Source organism: Paenibacillus sp. FSL R5-0470 (genome assembly GCF_037975205.1).
Taxonomy (GTDB): Bacteria; Bacillota; Bacilli; order Paenibacillales; family Paenibacillaceae; genus Paenibacillus_AQ.
Genome location: NZ_CP150238.1, coordinates 438,502 through 464,690, shown reverse-complemented (window position 1 = coordinate 464,690; position 26,189 = coordinate 438,502). Strand labels below are relative to the sequence as shown.

Genomic DNA, 26,189 nt, shown 5'->3' with positions numbered 1-26,189 from the left:
ATATCATGGCGTTACCCACCATCATAACCACAGTTCCTACATCCGTACCTGTCGGAGATATTGAGGTAAATCCCATCACCAATCGGGTATACTTCGTAAATCCTAACACTACAGCCGGAACTGTTGGTGTATTAAGCACCCTGACCAATCGGATCATTGCAACCATACAAGTAGGTAGATTTCCGCTCAAGCTTGCCATCAACCCAAGAACAAACCGTGTGTACGTCACCAACTTCCGCGATGGAACGGTATCTGTAATTAGCGGACGGACAAACCGTGTAATCAAGACCCTCCAAGTGGGCAGGAACCCTGATAGTGTTAACGTTAATGTTCGAACGAACCTGATTTATGTGTCGAGTGCCTCTGGCATCGTAACCGTCATCGACGGCAGATCGAACTGCATTCGGACTACTATCCAGATCGGCGGCCGCCCTTCCGCTATCGTCATTAATAAACGTACCAATCGCATTTATGTAACGAATACGATAAACAATTCCGTATCTGTCATTAACGGTAGTACACAAACTGTAATAGCAACCATCAAGGTTGGCAACAACCCAGTAATCACACCTGCGCTAAATCCGATTACGAACCGTATTTATGTAGCGAACAACTTAAGCCGCTTTCTTTCCGTGATCAATGGCCGCACCAACAAGCTCCTCAAGAATGTACAGCTTGGACGGTTACAAAGCGAGGTCATCCTTAATCCGCTTACAAACCGTGTTTACGTGTCCAGTGCTCAACAGGTTAAACAAGGGAAGCTTTTTGTGCTTAATGGAAATACCAATAAAGTGATTGCAACTAGAGTGTTATCTTCCTCCTCCAGCACATTCATCAACCCGATTACAAATCATTTATTTGTCAGTAATTTCAATAAGAACAGAATGTCCGTGTATAACGCCAGTACGTTTAAAAGAATCGCGGTATTCCCCTCCGTAACAGGCGTAAACATCGCACTTAATCCACTAACGAACAGGTTATATGTCGCAAACGACAATTCCATCACAGTCATTCAGGATGGTCCAAGATTAACACATCATTATAAGTAATCTTTACTTTCTTATATTTGCAAAAAAAGGCGCTTCACCTATAAGGTGAGCGCCTTTTTGAATATAGACTAATGCGTTGTAACTTGCTTAGCAGCTACTTTCTTTGCAGTCACTTTCTCTTCTGCCGTTTCCTTAGGCTGTACACCTCTTTTAATAAAGAAGGCTAGAATAAATGCAATAATCGCTACGCCTACAGATACCAAGAATGCATCGTTAATTCCTTCAATAGTAGCTTTCGCAATGACTTGATTTTGTATACCAAGCAATTGGTCTGCCGAAGGTTTAGCCGTTAATTTACTTACAGCATCAGCGACCATATCTTTCACATGTGAAGTGGTACTGTTAGACATAATGGTTACGAGCAGTGCCCCACCTATCGCCCCTGATACTTGCTGAATCGTACTGTTCATAGCTGTACCATGCGGCGTATATTTGGCTGGGATAGAATTCAAACCATTGGTCATAACTGGCATCATCACCATAGAGATCCCGAACATTCTCACCGAATATAGAATCATGAGTGTCGAATATTTAGTAGTTTCAGTCAGATCACTAAAGAAATACGTACTAATCACTACAATCGCTAGACCAATTAGCGCTAATACCTTACCGCCGAATTTATCGAACAATTTACCTGTGATTGGAGACATAACACCCATAATTAACGCACCAGGCAACATTAGAAGTCCCGAATCCAGTGGTGAAATCCCTCTAATATTTTGCAGGTAAATCGGCATTAGCATCATCGCTGAGAACATTGCCATATTCAGTGTAATCGAAATCGCTGAGGATAAAGCGAACATCGGATATTTGTACACTCTGAAGTTAAGCATAGGCTCCTTCATCTTCATTTGGCGCATAATGAAGATCACTAATCCAATCGCTCCGATAATAAGCGCGGAGTAGACCATTGGATCATCCCATCCTTTGTTCCCAGCAGAACTGAAGCCGTATAGGAGACCCCCGAAACCAATCGCTGATAGAACTACAGATAAGAAATCGATCTTAATAGCCACATCTTTTTTAGGATCATGCAATTTGAAGAAGGCCAGAATGAACACCAATACAGCGATTGGGGCAATCATAAAGAATAGTACAGGCCATTCATAGTGCTGAATAATCCATCCAGATAATGTAGGTCCGATAGCTGGTGCAAAAATCATAACCAACCCGAACATCCCCATAGCTGAACCACGTTTCTCAGGTGGAAAGGTAGTGAACAATACATTCATTAATAATGGCATCATGATCGCAGCCCCTGAAGCCTGAACCATTCTGGCGATCAGCAACACAGGGAAGCTTGGTGCTAATCCGCCGATAAAGGTTCCTATCGCAAATAATCCAATCGCGATTAAGAACAACCGTCTCGCGGTATACTTTTGAATCAAAAAAGCTGTTGAAGGAATCATGATCCCGTTCACCAGCATATAGCCCGTTGATAGCCACTGTACCGTTGAGGCACTGACATTAAAATCCTTCATAATCGATGGTAAAGCTATATTGAGTAGGGTATTACTCAGTAAAGCAACAAATGCACCAATCATGAGGATTGCCAATATCCCGTAAGATGCTTTACTTTCTTTTGCTTTCATTTTGGAATCCTCCATTCTATAATCATACTAACGGTTCAAAATTGAACTCGTGTTATAATCCGGTGTAGAATATATTACTCCCTTATTTCTCGCTTGGCAAGACAAAAATCACTTAAAATTGAAATTGTATTAAGTGGAAATATACGCTAGTCTATATTGGAACAAAGAGTTCAGCTTAAAGGGGCACCTCAGATGATAAATAAACGAAAAGAGCAAGTGGTTCATAAAGCGCATGAATTATTTATTGAAAAAGGCTACCACGCCACATCCATTCAGGATATTTTGAATCATAGCCGGATCTCCAAAGGATCTTTTTATAACTATTTCCCTTCAAAAGGGGATCTCTTTAAGGCTGTATTTACGTCCATTCACGATCGACTTGAAGAAGGGCGAAATTCCCTGCTCATAGGTCAAGATCCTTCTGACATTAAGATATTTGCCGAGCAGATTCAGCTGGTCATGAAAATCAATAAGAAAAATAAATTGTTACAGCTCGTAGAAGATGCTTTGGTCTCCAATGACCCAGACTTAATAACATTTATCAAAAAAACAAAGTTCAACCTCCTTACCTGGGTACATGAACGTTTCCTTCATATTTTCCCTGAGGATAAGAAACCCTATTTACTGGACGGAGCCATCATTTTTACAGGAATTCTACAAAATATGCTACAAATCAACAGTGCTATGAATGAAGTCATCACCTCAAAGCAGATCATTGATTATTGCACTACGCTTATCCAAACCATTGTTGAAGAAGTAAGTCAAATGGGCATTCAACTCATCTCACCAGAGCATGTGGGCAAATTATTACCCGCAGCGGAATACAGTGATTTTTTCAATAATGATTTATCCTTTGCGACCATCAGCTTAAAAAAAGTAATAGAGAGATCATTTACAACTGGTGATGCGAACCTCACTAATTATCTAAAGCTGTTATACTTTATCCAGGAAGAAATCATGAACAACAAGGAACCGAGACAGTTCTTAATCGAAAGTGCTCTGCTATCCTTAAGAACATGTCCTAATCTAAATGAAGCCAAAGAGTTTAAGCATTATCAGGATGTATTATCTAAAATGCTGTAAAGCTAACTAAAAGTGTGGTGAAGCATTTGTTCAAGCTATTATTAATCGAAGACGATTCAACGCTGTTTAATGAGATCAAGGAGCGACTTACCCAGTGGTCTTATGATGTGTATGGCATTCAAGATTTCAGCAATGTCACGCAGGAATTTATAGAGATCAAACCTGATTTAGTCATCATCGACATCCAATTACCTAAATTTGATGGGTTTCATTGGTGCCGAATGATTCGTTCCCACTCTAACCTTCCGATTATCTTCTTATCATCCCGGGATCATCCTACGGATATGGTAATGTCGATGCAGCTTGGAGCCGATGACTATATTCAAAAGCCCTTCCATTTCGATGTACTCATTGCCAAAGTACAAGCGATTCTTCGGCGCGTCTACAATTACAACACGGATAACCTTGAGCTCAAGACATGGTGTGGAGCAGCCGTGGATTATGAGAGAAATGTATTGACGCATGATATGGGATCGATTGAGCTTACGAAAAACGAGATCTTTATATTGAAATTGCTTATTGAGAAAAAAAATAAAATCGTCACCCGCGAGGAATTAATCAATAGCTTGTGGGATGATAAACGTTTTATAAGTGACAACACCCTTACCGTCAACGTAAACCGGCTGCGAAAAAAGCTGGATGAGATAGGCTTGGGTAGTTTCATTGAAACGAAAGTAGGACAAGGGTATATGGCCATCGAAGAGGAAGCACTATGATTAAAAAGTATCTCTTGGAAAGAAGTAGCTGGATCCTACTAGTCCTCTTTACCAATCTTTTTATACTTTTTGTCACCTATATGGATTCATCAATCCCATTCTCTTCAGTTCTCTATCTGGTCTCCTTGTCGATGCTTTTTTTTGTGATGTTCTTAATCCTTCGCTATCCCAGAGAAACCAGGTTCTATAAAAGCTTGGTTGAGCGAGATGATGATCTGGATGTTACGAGTATCGCCACCCCCGAAAGCCCGTTTGAGCATATTATTGAAGAGAGTATTATCAATCAAGCTAAATGGTTAAAACAGGCTGCCTCGAACAATCAAATGACGTTAGAACAGGAAAAAGATGAACTATTATCGTGGATTCATGAAGTGAAGACCCCTCTGACAGCGATGCATCTAATGATGGAGCGAATCGAAGATGATGTAATGAGGAAACATCTGACCTATGAATGGCTGCGCATACATCTTCTGCTGGATCAACAGCTACATCAAAGGCGAATTCCCTTTATCGAAAATGATCTGTATATAGAACATATCGATTTAGAAACGCTTATTTTCGGGGAGATTAAGACGTTGCAATCCTGGTGTATTCAGAAGGGGATCGGCTTTGAGCTGAACTTGGAAGTAGCTGAAGTGCTTAGTGATGCCAAATGGCTGGCTTTTATTATCCGACAACTACTAACCAACGCCGTAAAATATAGTGAGGCTTCAGATATTGCAGTGAGTAGCTATCAGCAAGCTGAGCATATCGTTCTTAAGGTGAAGGATGGCGGGCGCGGGATAGATCCCAAGGATCTGCCTCGGATATTTGATAGAGGATTTACTTCCACCACCGTGCATCGCGACAATGCCGCCACAGGTATGGGATTATATTTAGCCAAAAAAGCGGCGCAATCCTTGTTGATCGTCATCGGAGTTGAGTCGAGGCTCGGATCAGGAACGACGTTCACTTTAACCTTTCCGCTTAAAAATGAATTTGTGAAGCTCTCAAGCGTGTGACAACAATGTCACATGCTTTTTTATTTTGTTCGGGCAATCGAAGGATAAGAACGGCAAAGCCTTTTATAATAAAGCTATACAAAAAGAACGAGTATAAAAAGGGAGTGAATCATTATGGTAATTCTTGAAGCCACTAAAATTCATAAAAGCTACGGAAATAAATTAAACAAACAATCCGTGTTGAGTGGACTGGATATTTCTATAGAAGAAGGCGAATTTGTTGGGATCATGGGCTCTTCCGGTTCAGGAAAGACCACCCTGCTTAACGTTCTCTCGTCAATTGATCAGATCAGCAACGGATCGATTACCATTGAGGGTACTGAAATTTCTAATATGAAAGAAAAGCAATTAGCTGAATTTCGGAAAAATCATTTAGGATTTATTTTTCAAGAATACAATCTCTTAGATACGCTGACGGTGAAGGAGAACATCCTGTTACCTCTATCCATTACCAACACCCCTAAGAAAATTGCCAATGAGAAATTCGAGAACGTCGCGAGGGAGCTGGGGATTTTAGAGTTGAAAAATAAGTACCCGAATGAAATCTCTGGGGGTCAAAAACAACGCACCTCTGCAGCTAGAGCCTTCATTCATGATCCAAGCATTATTTTTGCTGATGAGCCTACTGGTGCCTTGGATTCTAAATCTGCTTCTGATTTGTTAAACAAGCTGAGTGAACTAAATCAAAGACGAAAAGCAACGATCGTTATGGTTACACATGATCCAGTGGCAGCTAGCTATTGCAGTAGAGTTATTTTTATAAAGGATGGTACGATCTATACGCAATTAAATAAAGGAGAACAATCAAGACAAGTCTTCTTTAATGACATCATAAAAACACAAGGTGTACTGGGTGGTGTGCAGAATGAGCATTAATGTACTGATGCTTCGAAATCTGCGAAAAAACATCAGAAATTACTATCTGTATGTATTTGCTCTCGTTTTTAGCGTGGCCTTATATTTCGCCTTTGTTACGTTGCAATACGATCCCTCGATGGATGCAGTAGAAGGCTCGATCAAAGGTGGCGCAGCAATCAAGGCTGCCTCGGTCTTACTGGTCGCGATTGTATCCATTTTCCTGTTATATGCAAACACTATCTTCATCAAACGCCGGGGAAAAGAAATTGGTCTGTTCCAGTTAATAGGGATGACCAAAAGTAAAATATTCCGAATCCTTTCGGCAGAGAATTTCATCCTATATTTTGGTTCTTTAATTCTAGGAATAGCCGTGGGCTTTTCTATTTCCAAATTAATTCTTATGATTCTTTTTAAAATAATGGGGATCGATGCGATAGCATCCCTTCGTTTTTCTACCCCAGCCCTGGTTCAAACGCTGATCGTATTCTTTGTAATCTATCTTTTGATCATGCTGATGAATTATGGATTTATTAAAAGACAAAGCATTCTATCCTTATTCCGGGTGACCTCAACCACAGAAGGCAACGTGAAAAAGCTGTCCTTCTTTGAAATGATTATAGGGATCGTTGGGATTGGATTGATTCTGCTTGGCTATTCGATTTCATCCCGATTATTTAGCGGAGACTTAACATCAATGACTGAGCTATCTATATCCATGATCACTATTCTGGCTTCAGTTATCATCGGGACTTATCTTTTTTATAAAGGCTCGGTAAGCTTTATCTTTCATCTCATTCGTAAAAAGAAAAACGGGTATCTGAATATTAAAGAGGTGTTGTCTCTCTCCTCCATTATGTTCCGAATGAAATCAAATGCCGTACTGTTAACCATCATTACAACGGTATCAGCTCTGGCGCTGGGTTTATTATCCTTGAGTTATATTTCGTTCTACTCTGCTGAGAAAAGTGCGAAGCTCTATGTTCCGTCAGATTTTATTCTTACGGATATCCAGGATGCTAAACAATTTAAAGAGGCATTAACGACTGAAAATTTGCTGTTTACGGAAAAAATAACCGAAGTCATTCAAGTGGATGTAAATATAGAGAAGCTTCTGGCAGAAAATTCCAAGGCGCTCGGTATGATGTCGAATAATATGACTCTTCCCGTCATCAGTGAAAATTCGCTGGAGGGCATTGATCTATCCCCTGATGAGGCCTATTTTACGAAGACAAGTAGTGCAATGGAGAATCTGATTTCTATGAAGGACCAGGGTGGCATTGAATTCAAGGGACAACATGAAGTCATTCCGCAGTTTTATAAAAGAATTGATATGGAAGCCCCCGTTTTATACAATTTCACAGGTGGTGGCTTACCCCTTGCTATTGTAGACGACACGACCTTTGAACGCTTAAAGAAGGATCTAGATCCAGCCCTTCAAAGAAAGTCCTCTCTTAATATCGGCATCGATATGAAAGAACGGGCAAGCGTTGAGCAGGCTAATGAGCTTTTTCAGAACATGAAATTTGCAAAAGGCCACATAACCGACTCTCAACTGGAGACGAAGAACAATCAAAAGCAAACTATGGGACTTATCATGTTTATCGTGGCCTTTCTGGGGCTAACCTTCCTGATTACCTCTGGATGCATTCTTTACTTTAAACAAATGGATGAAAGTGAGAATGAAAAGCCCAACTACACGATCCTCAGAAAGCTTGGTTTCACGCAAGGGGATCTGCTTAGAGGGATTCAGGCGAAACAATTATTTAATTTTGGGATTCCATTAGTCATTGGATTGCTTCACAGTTACTTCGCCGTAAAATCAGGATGGTTCTTCTTCGGTACAGAGCTCATGACACCGATGATTCTGGTGATGCTGCTATACACCGCTTTGTATTCGATTTTTGCAGTGCTATCCGTGTTCTATTATAAAAAGGTAATTAAAGAGTCACTTTAAAAAAAGAGGGGTTCCACAAGCCAGCATGGCTTAGGAACCCCTTGTTGTTATCATACCTCTATCTCCTATCTTCATATTCAATTCTAGTTAACCCGTAAAAGACTATATCCTCGAATTTATCCCATTTTAAAATATGCCGTTTAAATTCCCCTTCAAATCTCATTCCAGCTTTTTTCATAACGTTAGAGGAGGCAGGATTTCTAGTCATTGCCGCTGCCCATATTTTATTTAATGCGAGGTCTTCAAATCCAAAATCAATTAATCGCTTAGCTGCTTCAGTCGCATAACCATCTCCCCAAAAAGATCTTCCTACCCAATAAGCAAGCTCACCTCTTTGATGCGATTTGTCTATATTTAGACTCATACAGCCTATTAAGGTATTACTCTCTTTACTAATTAAAGCAAAAGGAAATCCTTCCCCTTCGTCTGCGCTTTTCCTACAGGCACCAATCCAAGATTCAGCCGCTCCATCAGGGTATGGATGAGGAATAGACAGCGTTGTTCTAGCTACTTCTATATCCCCAGCAAGCTCTTGAACTTTACTTGCATCTGTGGATTGAAACGGTCTTAGTATTAACCTTTGTGTTTCAAATGTAGGTTGCATAGAAAGTACCTCTCACTATTGGATTTTCAATAGATTATATTACAATTGTTGGATATTGCAATACATATATCAGCTATTCACAATCCCCAATACGAAACCATCATATCCTTTACTTCCCACTGTCTGAATGGCAGTAGCCGAAATCTTAGGCTCTTCAGCCAACAGATCATAAAATTCCCGTACGCCTATTACACGAGGATCTTTGCTATTCTTGTTAATGATCTCGCCTTCACGAATCACATTATCGCCTATAATCACCGTACCAGGCCGGGAAAATTGAAGCGCCCACTGTAAATAGTTAGGGTTGTTGGGTTTATCGGCATCAATGAATATAAAGTCAAAGGGTTCCACACCCTCTTGTTTCATCTGAGACAACTGCCCCAAAGCATCGCCTATACGAAGTTCTATCAGATCATCTACCTGAGCAAGCGCGAAATTGGCCCCAGCCACCTGAGCATGCGATGGATCTAGCTCCAAGGTAACGATATGTCCGTCAGACGGGAGCGCCCTTGCCATCCAAATTGTACTGTACCCACCCAAAGTGCCAATCTCCAGAATCCGGCGTGCACTTTTCATTTGAACCAATAGGTTAAGGAATTTTCCCTGACTAGGTGAGACATCAAAGGGCGGCAGCCCTGCCTGTTGATTCGCGGACAACACTTCCTCCAGCACGGAGTCCTGCGGAATTAAGCGCTCTGTAATGTACTGATCGACTTTATCCCATGTAGTCGTTTGATTCATATTTATCACTTCTCCTTTGGTTTTAATTACTTTGCTGAAAAGAACACTCCAACCCACAATTAGGGATCGCTCGTACCTACGAGGAGTGTTTGGACTTCCGGCCGCTGTTGTCTTCAGATTTCTTTAATTTACTAATTGATAGTGGGTGAAATCCAAAGACAAAGGCGGTCGCTAACGCTCCTACAGTTCCAAACCTCCTCTTCGTTACTCCTTTCCCTAACTAAAGATTTAAGTCCAAAATATAAGTTCATATTCAACTTCAAGTTCAAATTCAACTTCAACTTTATACCTGTATTGTAAATCAGTTATAATCATAAATATAATATATCTTTAAAACTAAACTATATATTATATGTATGAATTAAACGATAACAGATAGGAGCTTATCATGAATCTACATGCTTTACGCTTATTCCATGTGATCGCATCAACGGGCAGTGTGACACGCGCCTCCGAAACTTTAAATATCAGTCAGCCTGCGATTACGGCTCAGATCAAGAAATTCGAAAAGGAACTATCCTTCGCCCTATTCAAGCCTCAAGGTAGAGGAATTGCTTTAACGGATGCGGGTGAAGAGCTTGCCCTACTCGCGAAAAGACTGTTCGCTGTCGAACAGCAGATCGAACAATTCACTCAGGATTATGTTAACGGCACGAATGGAAGTATCCGCCTAGCCGCGACGTATTTACCTGCTCATTTCCTTATTCCTACCTGGATCGCAAAGTTCAAGCAACAATATGAGCAAGTGGAAATGGTGATTACTACCACCAATTCAAGCGATGCCCTGAAGCAGCTGTTAAATGTAGACGTGGATATGGCGATTTACGGAGGGATTACCGAGGCCTATCCAGATACGATCCGGACAGAAGAGTTATTTCAGGATGAGTTATGGTTTGTGGTCGCACCCCATCACCCCTATGCAAATCTGCAAATTTCTTTATCCGAAATGATGAAGGAGCCCTTTGTCATGCGTGAGGAAGGGAGTTCGACGAGAGAGAGATTATTATCGTTATGCCGTACATATAATACGCCAGCTCCCACGATCTCTTTGCAATTTAACGGACTTCATGAAGCGATTCAAGCCGTTATCGCCGGGTATGGCGCCAACTTCGTCTCTTCACTCGTTGTTCGCGAATATGTTGAACGTGGAGAGTTATGCCAAGTTTATGTTGAAGGCATACATCTGAAGAACAGCATTGCGATCTGTACGCGAAAAAATGAACCGTTATCCGCCTCGGCGGCAAACCTTATTCAAATGATTCGCCAAAATCCTTATACGACGTAGCATTAATGTTTAGGGAGGCTTATCGGAATCGAGGCAGGAAAGCATCCTGGAGCCTACTTTTCGCTGCATACCTCTCGCTGGATTAGTGAAAACCTGCAATAGTGCAGCTTTTTGTACAGGCATCCTCATCATGCAGACCAAAAACTGCAAATGTACAGGAAATATCCTGACAAACGGCTTGAAAGCTTCTTCTAGCGCAAAAATAACTGCAGATTCGCAGGAATAAGTGCTTCAGCTCTCCACGTATTATAAAAAGATGTACTTTTGCAGGTTTATCCACCGGTTATAGTTAGTAATTAGTCAATCATCACATCTTGAGCACATTGTGCTGATTATATCCTTGAGCCATCCTATATTTACGTAAAAAAGACTGCTCTCTAGTCTGACTATATCCAGCCCGGAGAGCAGTCCTTGTAAGTACAGGCTTTATTGGAACGCCTTACGCTTGCTTCTTCTCCGTTAAATAGTACAGGAAGGCCAAGATCGGCAGCGCCAGACCGATCAAGCTTGTCAGACCCCAGCCCCCGTACGCATATGCCCAGCCGCCCAGTGAAGAGCCTATGGCTCCGCCTACGAAAAATATCGCCATAAATAATCCGTTTAAACGTCCTCTCGCTTCGTTGCCAAGGGAATAAATTGCCCTTTGTCCAAGCACCAGATTACCCGATACCCCCATATCCAGCATAATAGCTGCTGCAACCAGCAATCCGAGCGTCACTCTTGAATCATTCTGAAACAAGTAAGCAAGAAGAAAAGCCACAGCTGCCAGCACAAACGCAAGTCCGGTCAAAGGGCGGGTCCAGCCCCGGTCAGCCAATCTCCCAGCGATGGGAGAAGCGATAGCCCCAGCCACTCCGGCTAGCGCAAACAAGGCAATGCCTTGCTGACTTAAATGATACGTATCGGCCAGATGCAAAGAGACCGTCGTCCAGAACAGGCTGAAAGCTCCAAACAGGCTAGCCTGATAAATCGCCCGGCGGCGTAACACTGGCGTACTCTTCAGTAAAGTACCTAGAGAACGGATCAATCCGCCATAATTCATTGTAGGCACAGGTTGGCGCTGCGGCAGCACACGGGACAATAGAAGTGTTAATAAGGCAATCACTACGGCGGATATGGCATAAATCGCATGCCAACCCCACAATCCAGAGACAAAGCTGGCCAGTGGCCGGGCGAACATAATACCGAGCAGCAGCCCACTCATTACATTACCGACCACCCGGCCGCGCTGCTCTTCAGTAGCCAGAAAAGACGCATACGGCACAAGAATCTGGGCAGCTACGGAACCGAGACCAATGAACAGGGATGCTCCCAAAAAGATCGCTGCATTCGGAGCTAGTGTGGCTGCTACCAGTGATACCACCACCATAGCCAGCGACACCACTGTCAGGCGGCGATTCTCAATAATATCGCTAAGCGGTACTAAGAACAAAAGTCCAAGAACGTATCCTACCTGGGTCAAAGTTACAATCAGACCCGCTGCCCCAGAAGAAAGCTGCGTAGCTTGGGCGATCTGTCCGATCAGGGTTTGGGCGTAATACAGATTGGCCACAATTAGTCCGCAGGAGGCCGCTAATAGAAATGTAATCCATCTAGGTATCGTCTTTCCTTCCGCATGTTCCTTGACTGGATTCACTGAACTTACTGAACTTACTGAACTTACAGGATTCATTCGTCTTCCTTGATTCATAAGATCTCCACCCTTCGATTCTAAATACTGAACGCAACGTTCATTAATTGATTTAAATATATACTGAACGTTCAGTTTTGTAAATAGACGATTGGCTACTTCATATAACCTTTTGTATAATGAACGTATAGTTTCTTTTTAGATCGCAAGTTAAATAAAGGATAGATTAATCGGGAGGGATCTCTGATGGATAAAAAAAGAGGACGGCCGCGCAATAGCGAAGCCGAGGCTTCTATTCTGGCAGCATCGTATGATTTACTACTAGAGACTGGATTTGGTGCGGTGACCGTAGAGAAAATCGCGGAACGGGCCAAGGTAAGTAAAGCGACCATTTATAAATGGTGGCCTAACAAAGCAGCTGTGGTCATGGACGGCTACCTCTCTGCAGCATCCGCAAGATTGCCAGTGCCGGACACCGGTTCGGTCATGGACGATATTATGATGCATGCCACAAACCTGGCTAATTTTCTTCGCAGCCGAGAAGGAAAGATCATTACCGAGTTGATCGGCGAAGGTCAATTTGATGCCGGCCTTGCTGAGGCCTATCGTGCGAGGTTTTTCGCTCCCCGCCGCCAAGAGGCACGACAGTTGTTGGAGCGTGGAGTGACCCGAGGCCAATTAAAAGCGGATCTGGATATTGGGATCACGATTGATCTGCTGTATGGACCAATATTTTATCGGCTTCTGATCACAGGGGATGAGCTAGACGAAGCTTTTGTGAAATATTTGATCACCTCTGCCTTTGAGGGCATCAAAGCATAACGAGCATAAAAGCCTTTGGCGAAACTTATACTTTCTTATATTTTAAAAAGCCATCCTTTGCAGGATGGCCTATCACTTATATTTACACCGTTCGATCTAAATTAACTTCAAACGTGTCTCCAGTTACATAATCCATATACCTCGTATTCCCATCGTAATCCAAATAAGCTTGATAGCGGGTACGAATAGCCGGTTGTGTAATCCAATCAAGCACTTTCTCTTTTGCCACCCACATCACTTCAGAGGTTTCCTCCGAGGTACATAATTCCCCACCCACGGGCTTGCAGATAAAATCAAACATGACCTTAGTAGGAACATCGGTTACACCGTCATACCATTTATGAATGCCTGTATTGGAATACACACCAATCAATTGAGATACCGTGACATCTATTCCACTTTCCTCTTTAATCTCTCGAATTAATGCATCCACCAGGTTCTCTCCGACCTCTACTTGTCCACCAGGAAATACCCATCCACCATCATGAGTCTTTACTAAAAGGATATCTCCTTGTTCATTTTCTGCGAATCCACCTGCCGCTACAATATGTGTTGGCCAAGCCATAGAATGCACCTCTTTTTAGAAGAGGTTAACAATTTAATCAGCATTTGTAAACGATATTTTTCTATTCCATAACGCTTTAAAAGCTTCGCAATGCTCTATTAAATCATCAAACTTTCCTTCACCCACGACCGAGCCTTGGTCCACTACCAGTATCTTATCAACGTCTTTTATAAAATTTAGTCGGTGGGCAACAATAATGATGGTTTTATCCTTAAATTCCTGCAAAATCGTCTCCATAAGGCTTTGCTCCGTAATATTATCAAGTGCAGAAACAGGTTCATCTAGAATTAGAATGTTTCTTTTCTGAGCAATGATTCTGGCAAAAGCTAATCGCTGTCTCTCCCCGCCTGATAATTTAACCCCTTTTTCACCTACCAAAGTGTCTAAACGATCCGGTAATTGGCTTACCTTTTCTTGCAGATGAACCTTTTCCAAAATCTCATACAACTCTTCATCGGACAAGGAATGCTCATCAAATACAATATTGTCCCTAATCGTAGCGTCAAAAATCGGCGTGTCTTGTGATAAGTAAGAGATATGATCATAGTAGCTATCCAGATGGATCTCATCGATATCCTTACCGTCCAATAAGAGTTCACCTTTGTCCTTTTTTAATAAGCCTACGATTAACTTAATCAGAGTTGATTTACCGCCCCCACTTAATCCGACAATAGCAACCGACGTTCCTCGTGCAATCGAAAAGGATAGATTATTCAAGATCTTCACTTGCCCATAATCAAAAGATACATCCCTAAATTCAATATTACCGTGGATCTCAGTGATAACTTCTCCTCGTTCTAGATTCTTATCTTCTGGGGCATGAATAAACTCTTCAAATCTCTTGTAGGTCACTCTATTCAGTCTGTAATCTACAAAGAGGACATTGAAGATAGCAATCGGCGAATAAATCTTATCTATAAACATAAACAGTGCGACCACAACACCAAGTGACGTCTCACCTGCGACAATGCTTTTCACACCGTAAATTAAGACAACGACTTTAATAATCGTGACAAACAACTCGAATATCGCGAAAAAAGCTTCATGGATCATTTGTAACTGAGCATTTTTTTGAATGATAGTGCGTGCAGTCTGGCTTAATTTATCGATCTCTTTCTCATATCTTTTGTTCGTCCGGAAGACGACTAATTCCATAAATCCACGGATAGAGAATCTGGACATCTTTTCTTGTTCCTCTAGAATGGCCGCCTTCATCGCATACAGAAATTTCAACAGCAGATTCGTTATCAAAAAGACGACCACGTAGCCAGCAGCAATCACTACCATGATCCTTAAATCATAGAAACCGATAAAGATAAGACTGAACAGAAGAGTGGGCAATAACTCATGTAATGTTTTGAGGAAAAAGGAGAAAATCATGCTGTTTCCAGCCGCTGCTCCATTCTCGATCACTTTAATCATCTGACCTGTGCCCATATCCTGATAGGCTTGATAGTCGATTTTGGATATTTTAGATAGTGCAAGTATCTTTAACCTCTCCGTTATACTGTTCGATAAATACACACTTGGGTATTCGTCCACATAATTTAGGATCACCACCCCAGCCAGCAAAATGCCGTACACCAAGATTAAATTAAATAGCTCACCAAAGCTGTTGATCACCGTGACCTTGTCTAATATTTTTTGGAACACTACAATGCCTAAACTACTCAGCAGTTGAATAGTAAAACCCAATAAAATATAACCGCATATCCACCATTTCAGGTGAGCTAGACTCTTTTTCAACATATCGTTAATCCCCTATCTTTTAATTGAATGCAAAAAAGCCAGGCAACCCCCACCATCCAACTATTAAAAACCATCCACAAATAAACGGTTCTCAAAGTTAAATAGGTTAAGTGCCTGGCTCTATACAAAAATCTGCCTATGGCACCGTTCAAAGCTCTAGTTGATGTAATCAAAAGGGTAGACTCCCCCCTTGATAGCTGGTACGCGTTTGACCCAGCCCGATAACTAGTTACTTCGAACGATACGGAAAGACATCCATTTCACCCCAATTAAAAGAATTGTTCCTATTATAATTCTCTAATCCATATAATTCAAGAATTACGTTTGACGATACGTAGTCCTGCCACTTGGCCCACCTTATATCCTTCGTGCGAAGCGAACTTAATCGTAACCGCTGATTTGCTGCTCGTGATCGTCTGCGGAAGCTCGTAACGAATGGTCTCCAGCTTGTTCATCTCTTCAGACTCAAGGACGCCTAGCCCAAGTTGCTCCCCATCTGTCGTAATATCGAAGGCCACCGAAGTATCATTGGACTTCAAATACGTTACCACCAGATCCACTTGCTCCTCTGGCAAGACTTCCATCGTGAAGGAGAACCAGCCATTGATCCAGCTATCGCGATACTTGCGGTTATAGATTTTGCCTAAGCCTACATACTCTCCTTCGAAGTTATGGTCACGTTCAGGTTGCATTTCAGCAGGTTGTACCGAATCGACGGTTAGCTGTTCAAGCAGCAAGTTATTCTCCACGGCTTCGCGATATTCAACTTCTATCAGCTTCCATTCCTCCGGCGTGAACAAATCCCAATAAACGGAATAACGATGATCATGCATAGGGTAGAATGGACGAAGCTCATGGTCTCCTGCATATCCTAAACCTTTCATCCGGAACACATTTTTGCTAACGTTAGACTGAATCAGGCTGTCCGTTAGTGTCTCGCGATCTCCGATTAATACAGAAGCAAGGGCGCGATCACTGCCTAGCTCAGCATTTATAGGTCCAAAATCACCTGCAAGCACAAGCGGTCCATAGAGGAATGCAATTCGGTTTGGATTATCCGGCATGGACTCGATTCTTACCGACATCGGAATATCATATTCGACAACGTCCCCATCCTGCCATACTCTATCCAAAGCTAGGTAGCTGGATTTGCCCACATTCACTTGAATGTCTTCACCATTTACTTTAACGCTCATGCCTTGCTCAGCCCAGTAGGGGTATCTTAGATTCAATGTGAATTTAGTTGGTTTCTCCGTGCTGATACGCAGGGTGCCTAGTCCCTCTTCAGGGAACTTGGTCTCTTGCTTCAAACTAATGCCTTGCTCTTTCCAAGTCACTGTTGAAGGTGCGTACTGATTCACATACAGCTCCTCTTCACTATGGAAGTAAATCGCCGAGCCATACATAGAATGGCTTTCCATTCCTGAGCCTACACAGCATGTAAAGCTCTCAAACTGGGAGTTGAACGACTTATGTCCACCCATTTCGAGGGATACAAAATAACACACACGTCCATCAACCGGCTCCTGAGAAGCTAGGATATGGTTATACATTGCACGTTCGTAGTAATCCGCATATGCGGCATAAGCATCCCACTGGAACATATGCTTGGTCAGCTTCAACATGTTGTAGGTATTACACGTCTCACATGACCCCTCTCCCAATCGGTCGTTCAGCTTATCCGGTTCGCCGAAATGCTCATTATAGCTGTTGCCGCCAATCACGTATGAATGATGATTCACGACCCGATCCCAGAAGAAGCGGGAAATACCTGCATAATGCTCCTGCCCTGTTACCTCATATTGTCTAGCAGCTCCAATGATTTTTGGAATCTGTGTATTAGCATGTCTTCCAGCTAGGGTATCTTTTTCTATAGCAAGATCATTTAGCACTTCCCCATGATAAAAGCTTTCCGCTAACGTGAGGAAACGGTCATCGCCAGAATCCTCTGCCAAATCTGTGAGGACTTCATTCATACCGCCGAATTCACAACGCAGCACCTCTTGGATCTGATCTTTATTCAGCCCTGCAAAAATATCTTCAAGCCACATTCCAAGCTTCGTTTCAATAACGAGCGCCTTCTGATTTCCGGCCAATCGATAAGCATCACGAAGTCCCGCAAACAGCTTATGCATCGTGTACAGCGGTACCCAGCCACCGTTGAGGTCAAAGCCCTGTGAGCGAATGTCGCCTACCTTCACTTCCTCAAACAGCTCTTTGCCACGAGGAATCCCGGAAATGAAGCCATTACCATGCGCATCCTGACAATGCTCCAATTCGTCTACTACATAATTCACGCGGGTGAGCAGCTCTTCATTCCCTGTAGAGGCATACATTAACGCACATCCAGAGATATAATGGCCTAGCGTATGGCCGCTAATGCCTTGAGATTCCCAGCCTTCATAATGAGCAGCCTTAGGCTCTAAGCCAGCATATTGGCGAAAACGCGACAGAAGCCGATCTGCCTCAAGCTTGAGTAAATAATCCGTATTTAACTCCATCGCATGGAGAAGTGGACCTGAATCAATGCGTACATTCTGCAAATCAAAAGCTTGCGTCTTCAATGAAATCGCTCCCTCATAATCTTGTCAGGGTGATATGACAAGTGTATATTTGTATCCATAAGATAACATCGGAACGTTGATTTGTCGGTAGATCAGCCATACAAATGGTGGACAAATCCGACTTATTAATTGCTAGGAGGACCGCATGACCTATTTGAAAATAAATGCAGATATACCTGTTCATTTTACTGCGGCAGGTGAATTCATCTCAGAAACGCCATGGAAGCATGTAGAACGTGCAATGGGCAATTATGAGCTAATCATAGGCGTGAATGAAACGGTTTATTTAAATGAGGAGACCAAAAGCTTCGAAGTAGGCCCTGATGAAGCTCTTTTGCTTATGCCTAATCGCACGCATGTCGGCTATAGAGAATCACGGCTCGGGGTTAAGTTTTATTGGTTTCATTTCGAGCTGAAAAGCGAGGGTTTATTGCTGAGTGAGGAGGAAATGAAGCCTGAGGCGGAAGAAATCTTTTCGCGCACACAGCGCGTATGGTCCGTACATGATCTATATCTACCACAGTTCATAAAGATCGAGCACAGTGACCGGATTCATATCCTGGCGAATCAAATCCTCCATGTGGCTAACTCAGGATATTTGACCTATTCCAGCGTTAATTATTTGTTGACCTCACTCTTAATTGAGTTATCTGAGCATGCACTTCAGCCGTTCGCCAGTAAGCTAATCCGTGCGCAGCAAGATGTCACCTTTGTAAAAATAGCCGAGTGGACAAGAATACATGCAAGTGAACCTCTTACGGTGGCAATCATCGCGGAGAAATTCAATTACAACAAGGATTATTTAGCCCGGCTATTTAAACAACATACCTCGATGGGGCCTTTGGAGTATATTCATTCCGTACGTGTGACTAAAGCGAAGGAGCTGCTAACCAGAACCGCCCTCAGCGTGAGGGAAATCGCGACAGAGACGGGGTTCACCGACGATAAATATTTCATGCGACTCTTCCGAAAATACGAGAACATGACACCGACCCAATATCGTAACGCCTATCATAAGACGTTTATGAATAATGATTGAAGTAAAAAACTGCGGTAGGCTTCAACGTTTTGAAAAGAGTTTGAAACAACACTCCGTTCGCGGAACCCCCTCGCCATGGGTTGAAGAAGGGGGAAGCGGATCCTCCGATAGATAATCAGGGAATTTCTCCCTAAAAAATCTGATATTCTGTTCATTTGTCTAGTGATTAGGGAATATCTCCCTAAAATTCGACCAATTTGTTAAAAAGTATAGATATTACCCCGATTTTAGGGGAAAATTCCCTAATTCCATTCGTTTAAAGCAAAAATCAGTATTTTTCAGGGATTTTTTCCCTAATTACTCTCAAGAAAAGAAGCTACCTCTAAGCAGCATACACTACTTTTGAGACAACCCCTTCTCTAACTTACAATCTTTAAATTATTGAATTGTTTGCGAAGACGAATTCCATCGCCAGCGCGGAGTCGATCCTTGCAGATGCACCCCTCCATACCATTCATCGATTCCTTTTTTCTGAACCCAGTCTTCATTTCCAGCCAATACACTTTTGCCTAGCTCGGTTAATGCAAGCTGGCAGTCTTTGAATGGCATTACTGGATCGTTATAACCAGGAAAATCATTGAACCCATGGGTTTGCAGCAAAGGGTACGGGCGTTGTGCCATCTGTCTTAGAATATGCCAATATTGCAAATCGCCCATGCCTAAGATATGTAGTTTATCCCCCACATTTTTGAACAGCTCATAGGGTGAGTTTATTCCCTCATGAATCATTTCCAGAGTCATCTGTTCCACAATCCCAAGTCCTTTAGAGGTCGATGGGAACCGAGATAAATGCGCTATGAAGGCGTCATGTGCAAATGGCAATGCGGACGTATCCTTAGTTAGTAGCTGTTGTAATGATTCTTGATTCGGTGATACATAGGCTTCCCAGAATTCTTGGCCTACTTTTAACTCCTTGTCGCCGATTAACTTCCAATTTCCTGATAAAGTCCCCATTTGCTCTACAGATAGTTGTCCAAGTCCTCGAAACAGCTCAATGCCGGGATATTCTCCAATGCACAATAAACTCAGCTTCGTGGATCCCTTCTTCTGCTTCGAGAACCAATGGAGCAAATAGCACAGCATCGTCTGATCGAATAGATCATGCTCGAACCATAATACAACTTCATCATATTTATGAAAATCAGCTAAGATCTTTTCCTGTTCCTTACTGATCTGTATAAATTCCTTCTGCGGAATCCCCATCGTTTGTTCTAAATAATGCGCTCTTACTAAGCGGTTATTCTGTTCCGCAGGCTCTAAAAAGACCGGCCCATGAGAGTAGACCTCTCTCCATACTAATACATCACCTTGCACAATTCCCTGACGCAGCTTATCTCCCACTACATCTCCGTTTACAATATGAAGCACATCTTTTCCTCCTTCGTACAAATGATTGAACACGGAGAGGACATCCGCTACAGGTAGCGCACCCTTAAGCTTGCGGCGAGCATCAAAGAGTCGTTTCTTCAAAACCGGGACTGAAGTCCCCAGAAAGTCAGCAATCTCTTGAAGGGAATATCCCTGAAAATAATATAATTGAACGGCGATCCGCATATTGGATGTCAATGCAGCTATAGACTCGTGAAGCAGCCGTCGCGCTTCTTTTTTCTCAATAATGTCCGCCACACTAAATGAAGATTCTGTCGATTCCACAGCTTCATCGTAGGGTAATGCAGGATGCTGCTTTCTTCGCAAGATGCGATAACATTGCCGCACCACAATCGCTTTAAACCAGCCCGGGAATGCCTCTACTGCTCGTAATTTATTCAAATGCAAAAAGGCTTCTGTGAAAGCTTCCTGCACAGCATCTTCCGCTAATTGATAGTCACGCAGCTTTTCGAACGCAACTGCATTGGCCATCGGTGTAAAGTGCCTAACAATCTGTTCAAAAGCTTGTCGGTCTCCTTGTTTAGCCTCTTCGATATACTGAAGCATTTTCTCCCCCGCTCCCTTCTTCCGTATTATATACAAGTGCCAATGAAGTTTCTAAAGGTTACGGATGGGATTGAAAAGTCAGACGTTATTTATTTTTTCCTATTACATCCTTTGCAACCTCTAGAGCTGAAGAGGCTCGCGGCCAACCTACATAAAAAGAAAGGTGGGTGATGGCCTCCACGATTTCTTCAAGTTGAAAGCCGTTCTCTAAAGCCAAGCGCAAATGATAGGGCAGTTGTTCCGTCATACCCCCCATCACTAAAGCAGAAATCGTAATCATGCTACGATCCCGAAGTGATAATTGCTCCCGTCTCCATAAGTCCCCAAATAACACATTTTCCGAGTAGTCGACGAATACTGGAGCGAACTCCCCTAACGATTCCCGTACATTTGTGACGATTTTCCGATGTGCCATATTACACCTCCCTAACCGGAGGTTGTAGCATTTGAGCAACACCGTTACCAAACGACCAATCTTCGAATTCCGTGTCGACGAGCACAATGAATATATCTTCTTTTCTGATGTTTAGCGTCATCGATAATTCCTCGGCTAACATCGCGTAAAAGCTTGTTTTCTGCTCCGTCGATCTTCCGGATTTTAGCGTAACTTGGATATATATCAGTCCGTCGCTTCGTTCAATATTTAAATAATCTTTACTATAAAAAAATTCCCCCGCTTTATGCGCATGAAAAACCTGAAACATATCATCCTCCGGTACATGGAAATGCTGAATTAACGCGCTCATAATCGCTCTACATATTCCTTCTAGCTGATGAATGTCGTATTGTTGCTCCAAATAACTGACTCTAATGAATGGCATTTTAATTCACTCCTTCTTTGGAATTCTTTTATTGTACTCTCAGTGTTTTGATTTATATAATTGAATAAGATAATAATCTTAATCAATTATACCGATAGAGGTGACAATCGATGGATCTAAAAGAACTGATGGCTTTTAAGACCATCCTTCAAGAAGGCACTTTCTCACGTGCTGCCGAAAAGTTGAATTATGCGCAGTCTACCATTACCAACCAAATTCAACGACTTGAAAAAGAACTGGGCATACAACTCTTTCACAGAGGCTGGGAAGTAGAACTGACAAGTGCTGGGCAAGTTTTTGCAGCGGAAATCGATAACCTTATTCAACATTGGAACTATGTATCAGAACTCACCAAGGCTTTACAGCATGACGAAATTGGCACACTCCATATCGGAGGCATTGAATCCATGATGGAATCCGTTCTACCGAACGCCTTGCGAAAATTTCATGAGCAAAAACCAAAGATGGCATGTAACTTCATTCAGGGTAACACTGATTCGCTCTCACAACTTGTTCTACAAAGTGAACTGGATTTCGCCATCTGCGGTGAGCCGTCCGACCTGTCTTTCTTTTATTTCGAACCGCTCTATCACGAGAAAATCGCTTTTATAGTAGATCACAATCATCCTTTAAGCGGACGAGACAATATTTCATTTCGAGAAATTCTTGAATATCCAATTATAGCTGGAGGACACACTTGCTTATATTATCTTCGGTTAGCTAAGCAATTTTCGAGATTCGAATCAAAGCCCACTCTATCCACCATAAGTCAAATTTCTGCTATTCCTCATTTTATAAGAAAGAACCCTGGGGTGGGGGTAGTGCTTGATTCGACAGCTTTAATGACAGATATCGTAAAAATCGATGTTGAACTAAGCGAGCCGTTCATTCAAGTTGGTATATTGCAGCGGCGCAACCGAGAATATCTAGCAACATCATCAAAAAAACTATTCATACAAATCATAAAAGAGGAAATTGAGAGGATTAGTAACGCTAATCCTACGCTCCATATTTGAACCTCAAGCTAGTTCCATATATGATAGCTATATCATTGTTCTCAGGGAGGATTCACCCAAGTGGCTGTATTAATTAACGAACAAATTAGAGCATCCGAAGTAGTACTTACTGGACTTAGAGGTGAGAAGCTGGGGATTGTGTCCAGAGAAGAGGCGCTGGCCATGGCTCGTTCAGCAGGTGCTGATTTGGTATGCACCTCACTAATGAGCAGCCCACCGCCCTGCAGCCTAGCTGCAAAGGGCAAAGCAAAAGCGGCCGCGCAGAAAGAAGCAGCCTCAGCACGCAAGGCTAGTGGTGGCTCAGCAGCAAAGGGCGGCAGCAAGGAGAAGGTCAAAGAGCTCCGCTTCACGGCTCATATTGAAGAGCATGACTACGATACGAAGCTCCGTCAGGCTGAGAAGCATCTCCGCTCCGGCAAGCCGGTGCAATTAGTCGTGAAGGCATCCGGCGCCAAAGAAGCGGCTGCCTCCAAGGCCGTATTGGAGCGACTAGTGACTGACTTGAAGGAAGTTGGAACGAAGGACACTGGCATCCAGACAGGTGGTAAAGGGTCACAGGTGAAATTAAATCCACGTTGAAGAGTGGCCTATTCGCTCCGATCATATAGAGCTAGTAAAAAGGCCATCCTCTGTGGGATGGCCTTTCACTTCATAGGCAATGTTCTTACTCACTCTTAAGCATTCACTTTAAACATGATTTCCCATTAATCCCCTCGGGCGATAGTTCATGCCGCCAGCATAAAGGTGGGAAACATCTCCTAGTCCAATACATCTAGGAACCGCAAAGTTCTCGCTGCGCTCTTCAAACAAGATCGTCGTTACCGAGCTTGGCGCTAACCAAAATACGGACCAAGCCAAAGCTAAAGGAATCTGTAATAAATGAGCTAGCCATGCGAGGCCAAAGCCACCATGGCATACTACTCCAATCTTCTTGGTAGAAGGCTCAAGGATCCGATACAGGCCATCTTCTCTTTTATAATGGTGTCGAAGTAAGAATTGATCTGACGCCGCTTGTAATTCGCTGAACCGCAATCTGTATTCCTCTTGCTTCAACCAATGATCTGTTTCATCAGACCATACTCTCTTTCCACTCGATAGTTCGCTAATATGTTCTCCGGGGCTATCCCAAATAGACGACAATTGTCCATCTAACATAATCTCTGTCCAATCCAGTTCACAAGTCCAAGGTTCTGTCTGAATTACAAGTCCCGTCTCTTTGGCCACATAACTGGCTGTTGTCTGCGCTCTACCCAGTGGTGAAGCATATAGTTCATCCAGACCGATAGATGCCATGCGTTTTCCTAGTGCTGCTGCTTCCTGATGCCCGAATTCTGTTAGACCATCTATGGAATAGTCCGGATCACCATGACGAATCAGAAATATTTGCATAATAATGCCCTGCTCCCCTCAAATCCAGCCTTTTTCCTCTGCCAGTCGTACCGCCTCAATTCGACTTTTCACTTCCAGCTTATTGAGTATTTCTGAAATATAATTGCGAACAGTTCCATAAGAAAGATGTAGTGAAAAAGCGATCTCCGCCGCCGTTTGCCCTTCACCAGCCAGCTTTAAAATCTCTCGTTCCCGTGCTGTTAGTGGATTTTCTTCCCGCAGGCTACCAAAAACTAACTCAGGGGATACCTCCCGATGTCCAGCCATTACACGGCGAATAGATTCAGCCAGCTTATCTACAGGCTCGTCCTTCAACAAATACCCTTGTATACCAGCCTTCACTCCACGCTCGAAATAGCCCGGACGGGCAAAGGTAGTCAAGATGATAATTCGAGTCGGACAACCTTTACTCCGCAATATTTCTGCAACCTCCAGCCCGCTCTTGAACGGCATTTCAATGTCCATGAGACATACATCCGGCTGAAGCCTGTCGATTAAAGCTAACGCCTCCGCTCCATCACAAGCCTCTCCGACGACTTCGATATCATCCTCAAGATCCAGCAGGGATGCCATCGCTCCCCGAAGCAGACGTTGATCCTCCGCTATAACGATGGTTATCATGCACTCTCACCTCCTGTTGCTTCCTTAACGATTAGAGGGATCATAACGATCAGCGTAGTTCCCTGACCTTCTTCTGAGCTTAGCGACAGAGAGCCATCAATCAGGGATAGACGTTCCGCCATCCCCTTCATACCATTTCCATCACTAAGCCCACCATTACATCTCTCACCGTTCTGGAGACCAATTCCGTTATCTTTAACGGTAACTCGAACTTCACCGGCGGTCTTTGCCACCCCGATGAAGCATTTATCCGCTCTACTATGCTTCACAATGTTAGTCACCGCTTCTTTGATACAGAGGCTGAGAATATTTTGCGTCAGATCGGATACTCCCTCTAGCGAGATATCCCCTTCCACTTCCAAGGCAATCTCCGCCGTGCGCAGCATCTCCCCAGTTTCCGCCAGTTCTTCTGCTACTGAGATCGCACGCATTTCCGACACTAGCTCGCGCACCTGACGGAGCGCAGCCCGCGAAGTACGCTGAATTTCCCGCGCTTCCTCTTGGGCTCGCTCCGTATTTTTGGTCACCAGCTTCTCTACGAGTTGGCTTTTTAATGTAATTAAGGACAGCGTATGCCCGAGGGTATCATGCAAATCACGAGCGATTCTCATGCGTTCCTCACGCTTCACCAACTCTTTAATCACCTCATTAGCTTGATCTAGCTCTTTCTCCAGCTTCTGATGTTGATGCATGGATCTTACGCCGAATGGCATAATCAGCATAATAACGATAAACGGGACTAAGAACATAATACTCACCCATTCCAACTCACGGCCTACTAAGACCAGCACCGAAAGTACCATGACCACAAAAGAAGTAAATGCAATTTTAAACCCTTTATTCTCCGTATAATAAGCTATAAAATTCACGGTGAAAAAGCCCATATACAGATTAAAAGGCGTATAAAACAAGCTAAGCACCACGATGATCACCATTTGAGTCGTTAACCAAACATTAAACACGCCACCCCGAACCCAATACAGCTGGCGATAGCTGATGGCAAACACCGCTATCATAATCCCACCTAGAATGAGCTTCACTCCAGTCTCCGCGCGCAAATTCAGGATGGGCAAAATCAGATATACAGCCCATACATAAGGGAAAAATCCCTGACTTCTCGGAAATAACTGGAACTGTCCACGCTCGGTCATTACT

At 43.0% G+C, this 26,189-nt stretch carries 24 protein-coding genes; 11 read left to right on the top strand and 13 right to left on the bottom strand.

Features of this window, described 5'->3' with window-relative positions:
• Positions 1-5: 5 nt before the first annotated feature.
• Positions 6-1,049: a YncE family protein gene (locus MKY99_RS02050; RefSeq protein ID WP_339268378.1), complete on the top strand. Its 1,044-nt coding sequence runs from the start codon at positions 6-8 to the stop codon at positions 1,047-1,049.
• A 68-nt stretch (positions 1,050-1,117) separates the two neighbouring features.
• Here MKY99_RS02050 and MKY99_RS02045 read toward each other — a convergent pair whose 3' ends face one another.
• The gene (locus MKY99_RS02045; protein WP_076285163.1) at positions 1,118-2,641 is read right to left on the bottom strand and encodes a DHA2 family efflux MFS transporter permease subunit; all 1,524 of its coding nucleotides are present in this window, start codon (positions 2,639-2,641) and stop codon (positions 1,118-1,120) included.
• 192 nt (positions 2,642-2,833) lie between these two features.
• Between MKY99_RS02045 and MKY99_RS02040 the strand changes: the two genes are divergently transcribed.
• The 5 genes from MKY99_RS02040 to MKY99_RS02020 all read left to right on the top strand — a co-directional run bounded on the left by MKY99_RS02040 (position 2,834) and on the right by MKY99_RS02020 (position 8,253).
• Positions 2,834-3,724, top strand: a complete 891-nt coding sequence (locus tag MKY99_RS02040) for a TetR/AcrR family transcriptional regulator (RefSeq protein ID WP_256716355.1) — start codon at positions 2,834-2,836, stop codon at positions 3,722-3,724.
• 26 nt (positions 3,725-3,750) lie between these two features.
• A complete protein-coding gene (locus tag MKY99_RS02035) occupies positions 3,751-4,440 on the top strand; it encodes a response regulator transcription factor (RefSeq protein WP_076300175.1) in 690 nt (229 codons plus the stop codon).
• Positions 4,437-5,441, top strand: coding sequence for a sensor histidine kinase (locus tag MKY99_RS02030; RefSeq protein WP_339268375.1), 1,005 nt, complete (start codon positions 4,437-4,439; stop codon positions 5,439-5,441). Before MKY99_RS02035 ends, MKY99_RS02030 begins: the two co-directional genes overlap by 4 nt.
• A 114-nt stretch (positions 5,442-5,555) precedes the next feature.
• Positions 5,556-6,317: an ABC transporter ATP-binding protein gene (locus MKY99_RS02025; RefSeq protein ID WP_149646232.1), complete on the top strand. Its 762-nt coding sequence runs from the start codon at positions 5,556-5,558 to the stop codon at positions 6,315-6,317.
• Positions 6,307-8,253: an ABC transporter permease gene (locus MKY99_RS02020; protein ID WP_076285160.1), complete on the top strand. Its 1,947-nt coding sequence runs from the start codon at positions 6,307-6,309 to the stop codon at positions 8,251-8,253. Before MKY99_RS02025 ends, MKY99_RS02020 begins: the two co-directional genes overlap by 11 nt.
• A gap of 58 nt (positions 8,254-8,311) precedes the next feature.
• Here the strand turns inward: MKY99_RS02020 and MKY99_RS02015 are convergent, their stop codons facing one another.
• Both MKY99_RS02015 and MKY99_RS02010 read right to left on the bottom strand, forming a co-directional pair.
• Positions 8,312-8,857, bottom strand: coding sequence for a GNAT family N-acetyltransferase (locus tag MKY99_RS02015; protein WP_339244462.1), 546 nt, complete (start codon positions 8,855-8,857; stop codon positions 8,312-8,314).
• A 69-nt stretch (positions 8,858-8,926) separates the two neighbouring features.
• Entirely contained in the window at positions 8,927-9,598 is a 672-nt protein-coding gene (locus MKY99_RS02010; RefSeq protein ID WP_339268374.1) for an O-methyltransferase, read from the bottom strand.
• Between the two features lie 388 nt (positions 9,599-9,986).
• Between MKY99_RS02010 and MKY99_RS02005 the strand changes: the two genes are divergently transcribed.
• Entirely contained in the window at positions 9,987-10,883 is an 897-nt protein-coding gene (locus MKY99_RS02005) for a LysR family transcriptional regulator (RefSeq protein ID WP_339268372.1), read from the top strand.
• 439 nt (positions 10,884-11,322) lie between these two features.
• Here the strand turns inward: MKY99_RS02005 and MKY99_RS02000 are convergent, their stop codons facing one another.
• The gene (locus tag MKY99_RS02000) at positions 11,323-12,573 is read right to left on the bottom strand and encodes an MFS transporter (protein ID WP_339268370.1); all 1,251 of its coding nucleotides are present in this window, start codon (positions 12,571-12,573) and stop codon (positions 11,323-11,325) included.
• A 186-nt stretch (positions 12,574-12,759) separates the two neighbouring features.
• Between MKY99_RS02000 and MKY99_RS01995 the strand changes: the two genes are divergently transcribed.
• On the top strand, positions 12,760-13,335 hold the full coding sequence (locus MKY99_RS01995; RefSeq protein WP_042184333.1) for a TetR/AcrR family transcriptional regulator: 576 nt from the start codon (positions 12,760-12,762) through the stop codon (positions 13,333-13,335).
• 82 nt (positions 13,336-13,417) lie between these two features.
• Here MKY99_RS01995 and MKY99_RS01990 read toward each other — a convergent pair whose 3' ends face one another.
• From MKY99_RS01990 to MKY99_RS01980, 3 genes are all read right to left on the bottom strand, one after another.
• The gene (locus tag MKY99_RS01990; protein WP_094869671.1) at positions 13,418-13,900 is read right to left on the bottom strand and encodes an NUDIX hydrolase; all 483 of its coding nucleotides are present in this window, start codon (positions 13,898-13,900) and stop codon (positions 13,418-13,420) included.
• 33 nt (positions 13,901-13,933) lie between these two features.
• Positions 13,934-15,649, bottom strand: coding sequence for an ABC transporter ATP-binding protein (locus MKY99_RS01985; protein WP_339268367.1), 1,716 nt, complete (start codon positions 15,647-15,649; stop codon positions 13,934-13,936).
• 311 nt (positions 15,650-15,960) lie between these two features.
• Positions 15,961-18,213, bottom strand: coding sequence for a beta-L-arabinofuranosidase domain-containing protein (locus MKY99_RS01980; protein WP_339268365.1), 2,253 nt, complete (start codon positions 18,211-18,213; stop codon positions 15,961-15,963).
• 145 nt (positions 18,214-18,358) lie between these two features.
• On the opposite strand from MKY99_RS01980, the gene MKY99_RS01975 reads away from it, so the two are divergent.
• Entirely contained in the window at positions 18,359-19,252 is an 894-nt protein-coding gene (locus tag MKY99_RS01975) for a helix-turn-helix transcriptional regulator (RefSeq protein ID WP_339268363.1), read from the top strand.
• A 378-nt stretch (positions 19,253-19,630) separates the two neighbouring features.
• On the opposite strand, the gene MKY99_RS01970 is transcribed toward MKY99_RS01975, so the two are convergent.
• From MKY99_RS01970 to MKY99_RS01960, 3 genes are all read right to left on the bottom strand, one after another.
• On the bottom strand, positions 19,631-21,187 hold the full coding sequence (locus MKY99_RS01970) for a sigma-70 family RNA polymerase sigma factor (protein WP_339268361.1): 1,557 nt from the start codon (positions 21,185-21,187) through the stop codon (positions 19,631-19,633).
• 85 nt (positions 21,188-21,272) lie between these two features.
• On the bottom strand, positions 21,273-21,602 hold the full coding sequence (locus MKY99_RS01965) for a carboxymuconolactone decarboxylase family protein (protein ID WP_339268359.1): 330 nt from the start codon (positions 21,600-21,602) through the stop codon (positions 21,273-21,275).
• Between the two features lies 1 nt (position 21,603).
• Complete coding sequence (locus MKY99_RS01960; RefSeq protein ID WP_076300080.1) at positions 21,604-22,008, bottom strand: tautomerase family protein; 405 nt, start codon at positions 22,006-22,008, stop codon at positions 21,604-21,606.
• A 110-nt stretch (positions 22,009-22,118) separates the two neighbouring features.
• Between MKY99_RS01960 and MKY99_RS01955 the strand changes: the two genes are divergently transcribed.
• Positions 22,119-23,024 carry a LysR family transcriptional regulator gene (locus tag MKY99_RS01955; protein ID WP_339268356.1) on the top strand — a complete coding sequence of 302 codons (906 nt, stop codon included), beginning with the start codon at positions 22,119-22,121 and terminating at the stop codon, positions 23,022-23,024.
• Between the two features lie 60 nt (positions 23,025-23,084).
• Positions 23,085-23,603 (top strand): translation initiation factor IF-3, encoded by a 519-nt coding sequence (infC, locus tag MKY99_RS01950; RefSeq protein WP_339268355.1) that lies wholly within the window; start codon positions 23,085-23,087, stop codon positions 23,601-23,603.
• Between the two features lie 108 nt (positions 23,604-23,711).
• Here the strand turns inward: infC and MKY99_RS01945 are convergent, their stop codons facing one another.
• The 3 genes from MKY99_RS01945 to MKY99_RS01935 are packed head-to-tail and all read right to left on the bottom strand — an operon-like array spanning position 23,712 to position 26,185.
• Positions 23,712-24,413 (bottom strand): histidine phosphatase family protein, encoded by a 702-nt coding sequence (locus tag MKY99_RS01945; RefSeq protein WP_042184312.1) that lies wholly within the window; start codon positions 24,411-24,413, stop codon positions 23,712-23,714.
• Between the two features lie 18 nt (positions 24,414-24,431).
• Complete coding sequence (locus tag MKY99_RS01940; RefSeq protein WP_042184310.1) at positions 24,432-25,034, bottom strand: response regulator transcription factor; 603 nt, start codon at positions 25,032-25,034, stop codon at positions 24,432-24,434.
• Positions 25,031-26,185, bottom strand: coding sequence for a sensor histidine kinase (locus MKY99_RS01935; protein WP_339268354.1), 1,155 nt, complete (start codon positions 26,183-26,185; stop codon positions 25,031-25,033). The genes MKY99_RS01940 and MKY99_RS01935 overlap by 4 nt, the downstream gene beginning before the upstream one ends.
• Positions 26,186-26,189: the final 4 nt, after the last annotated feature.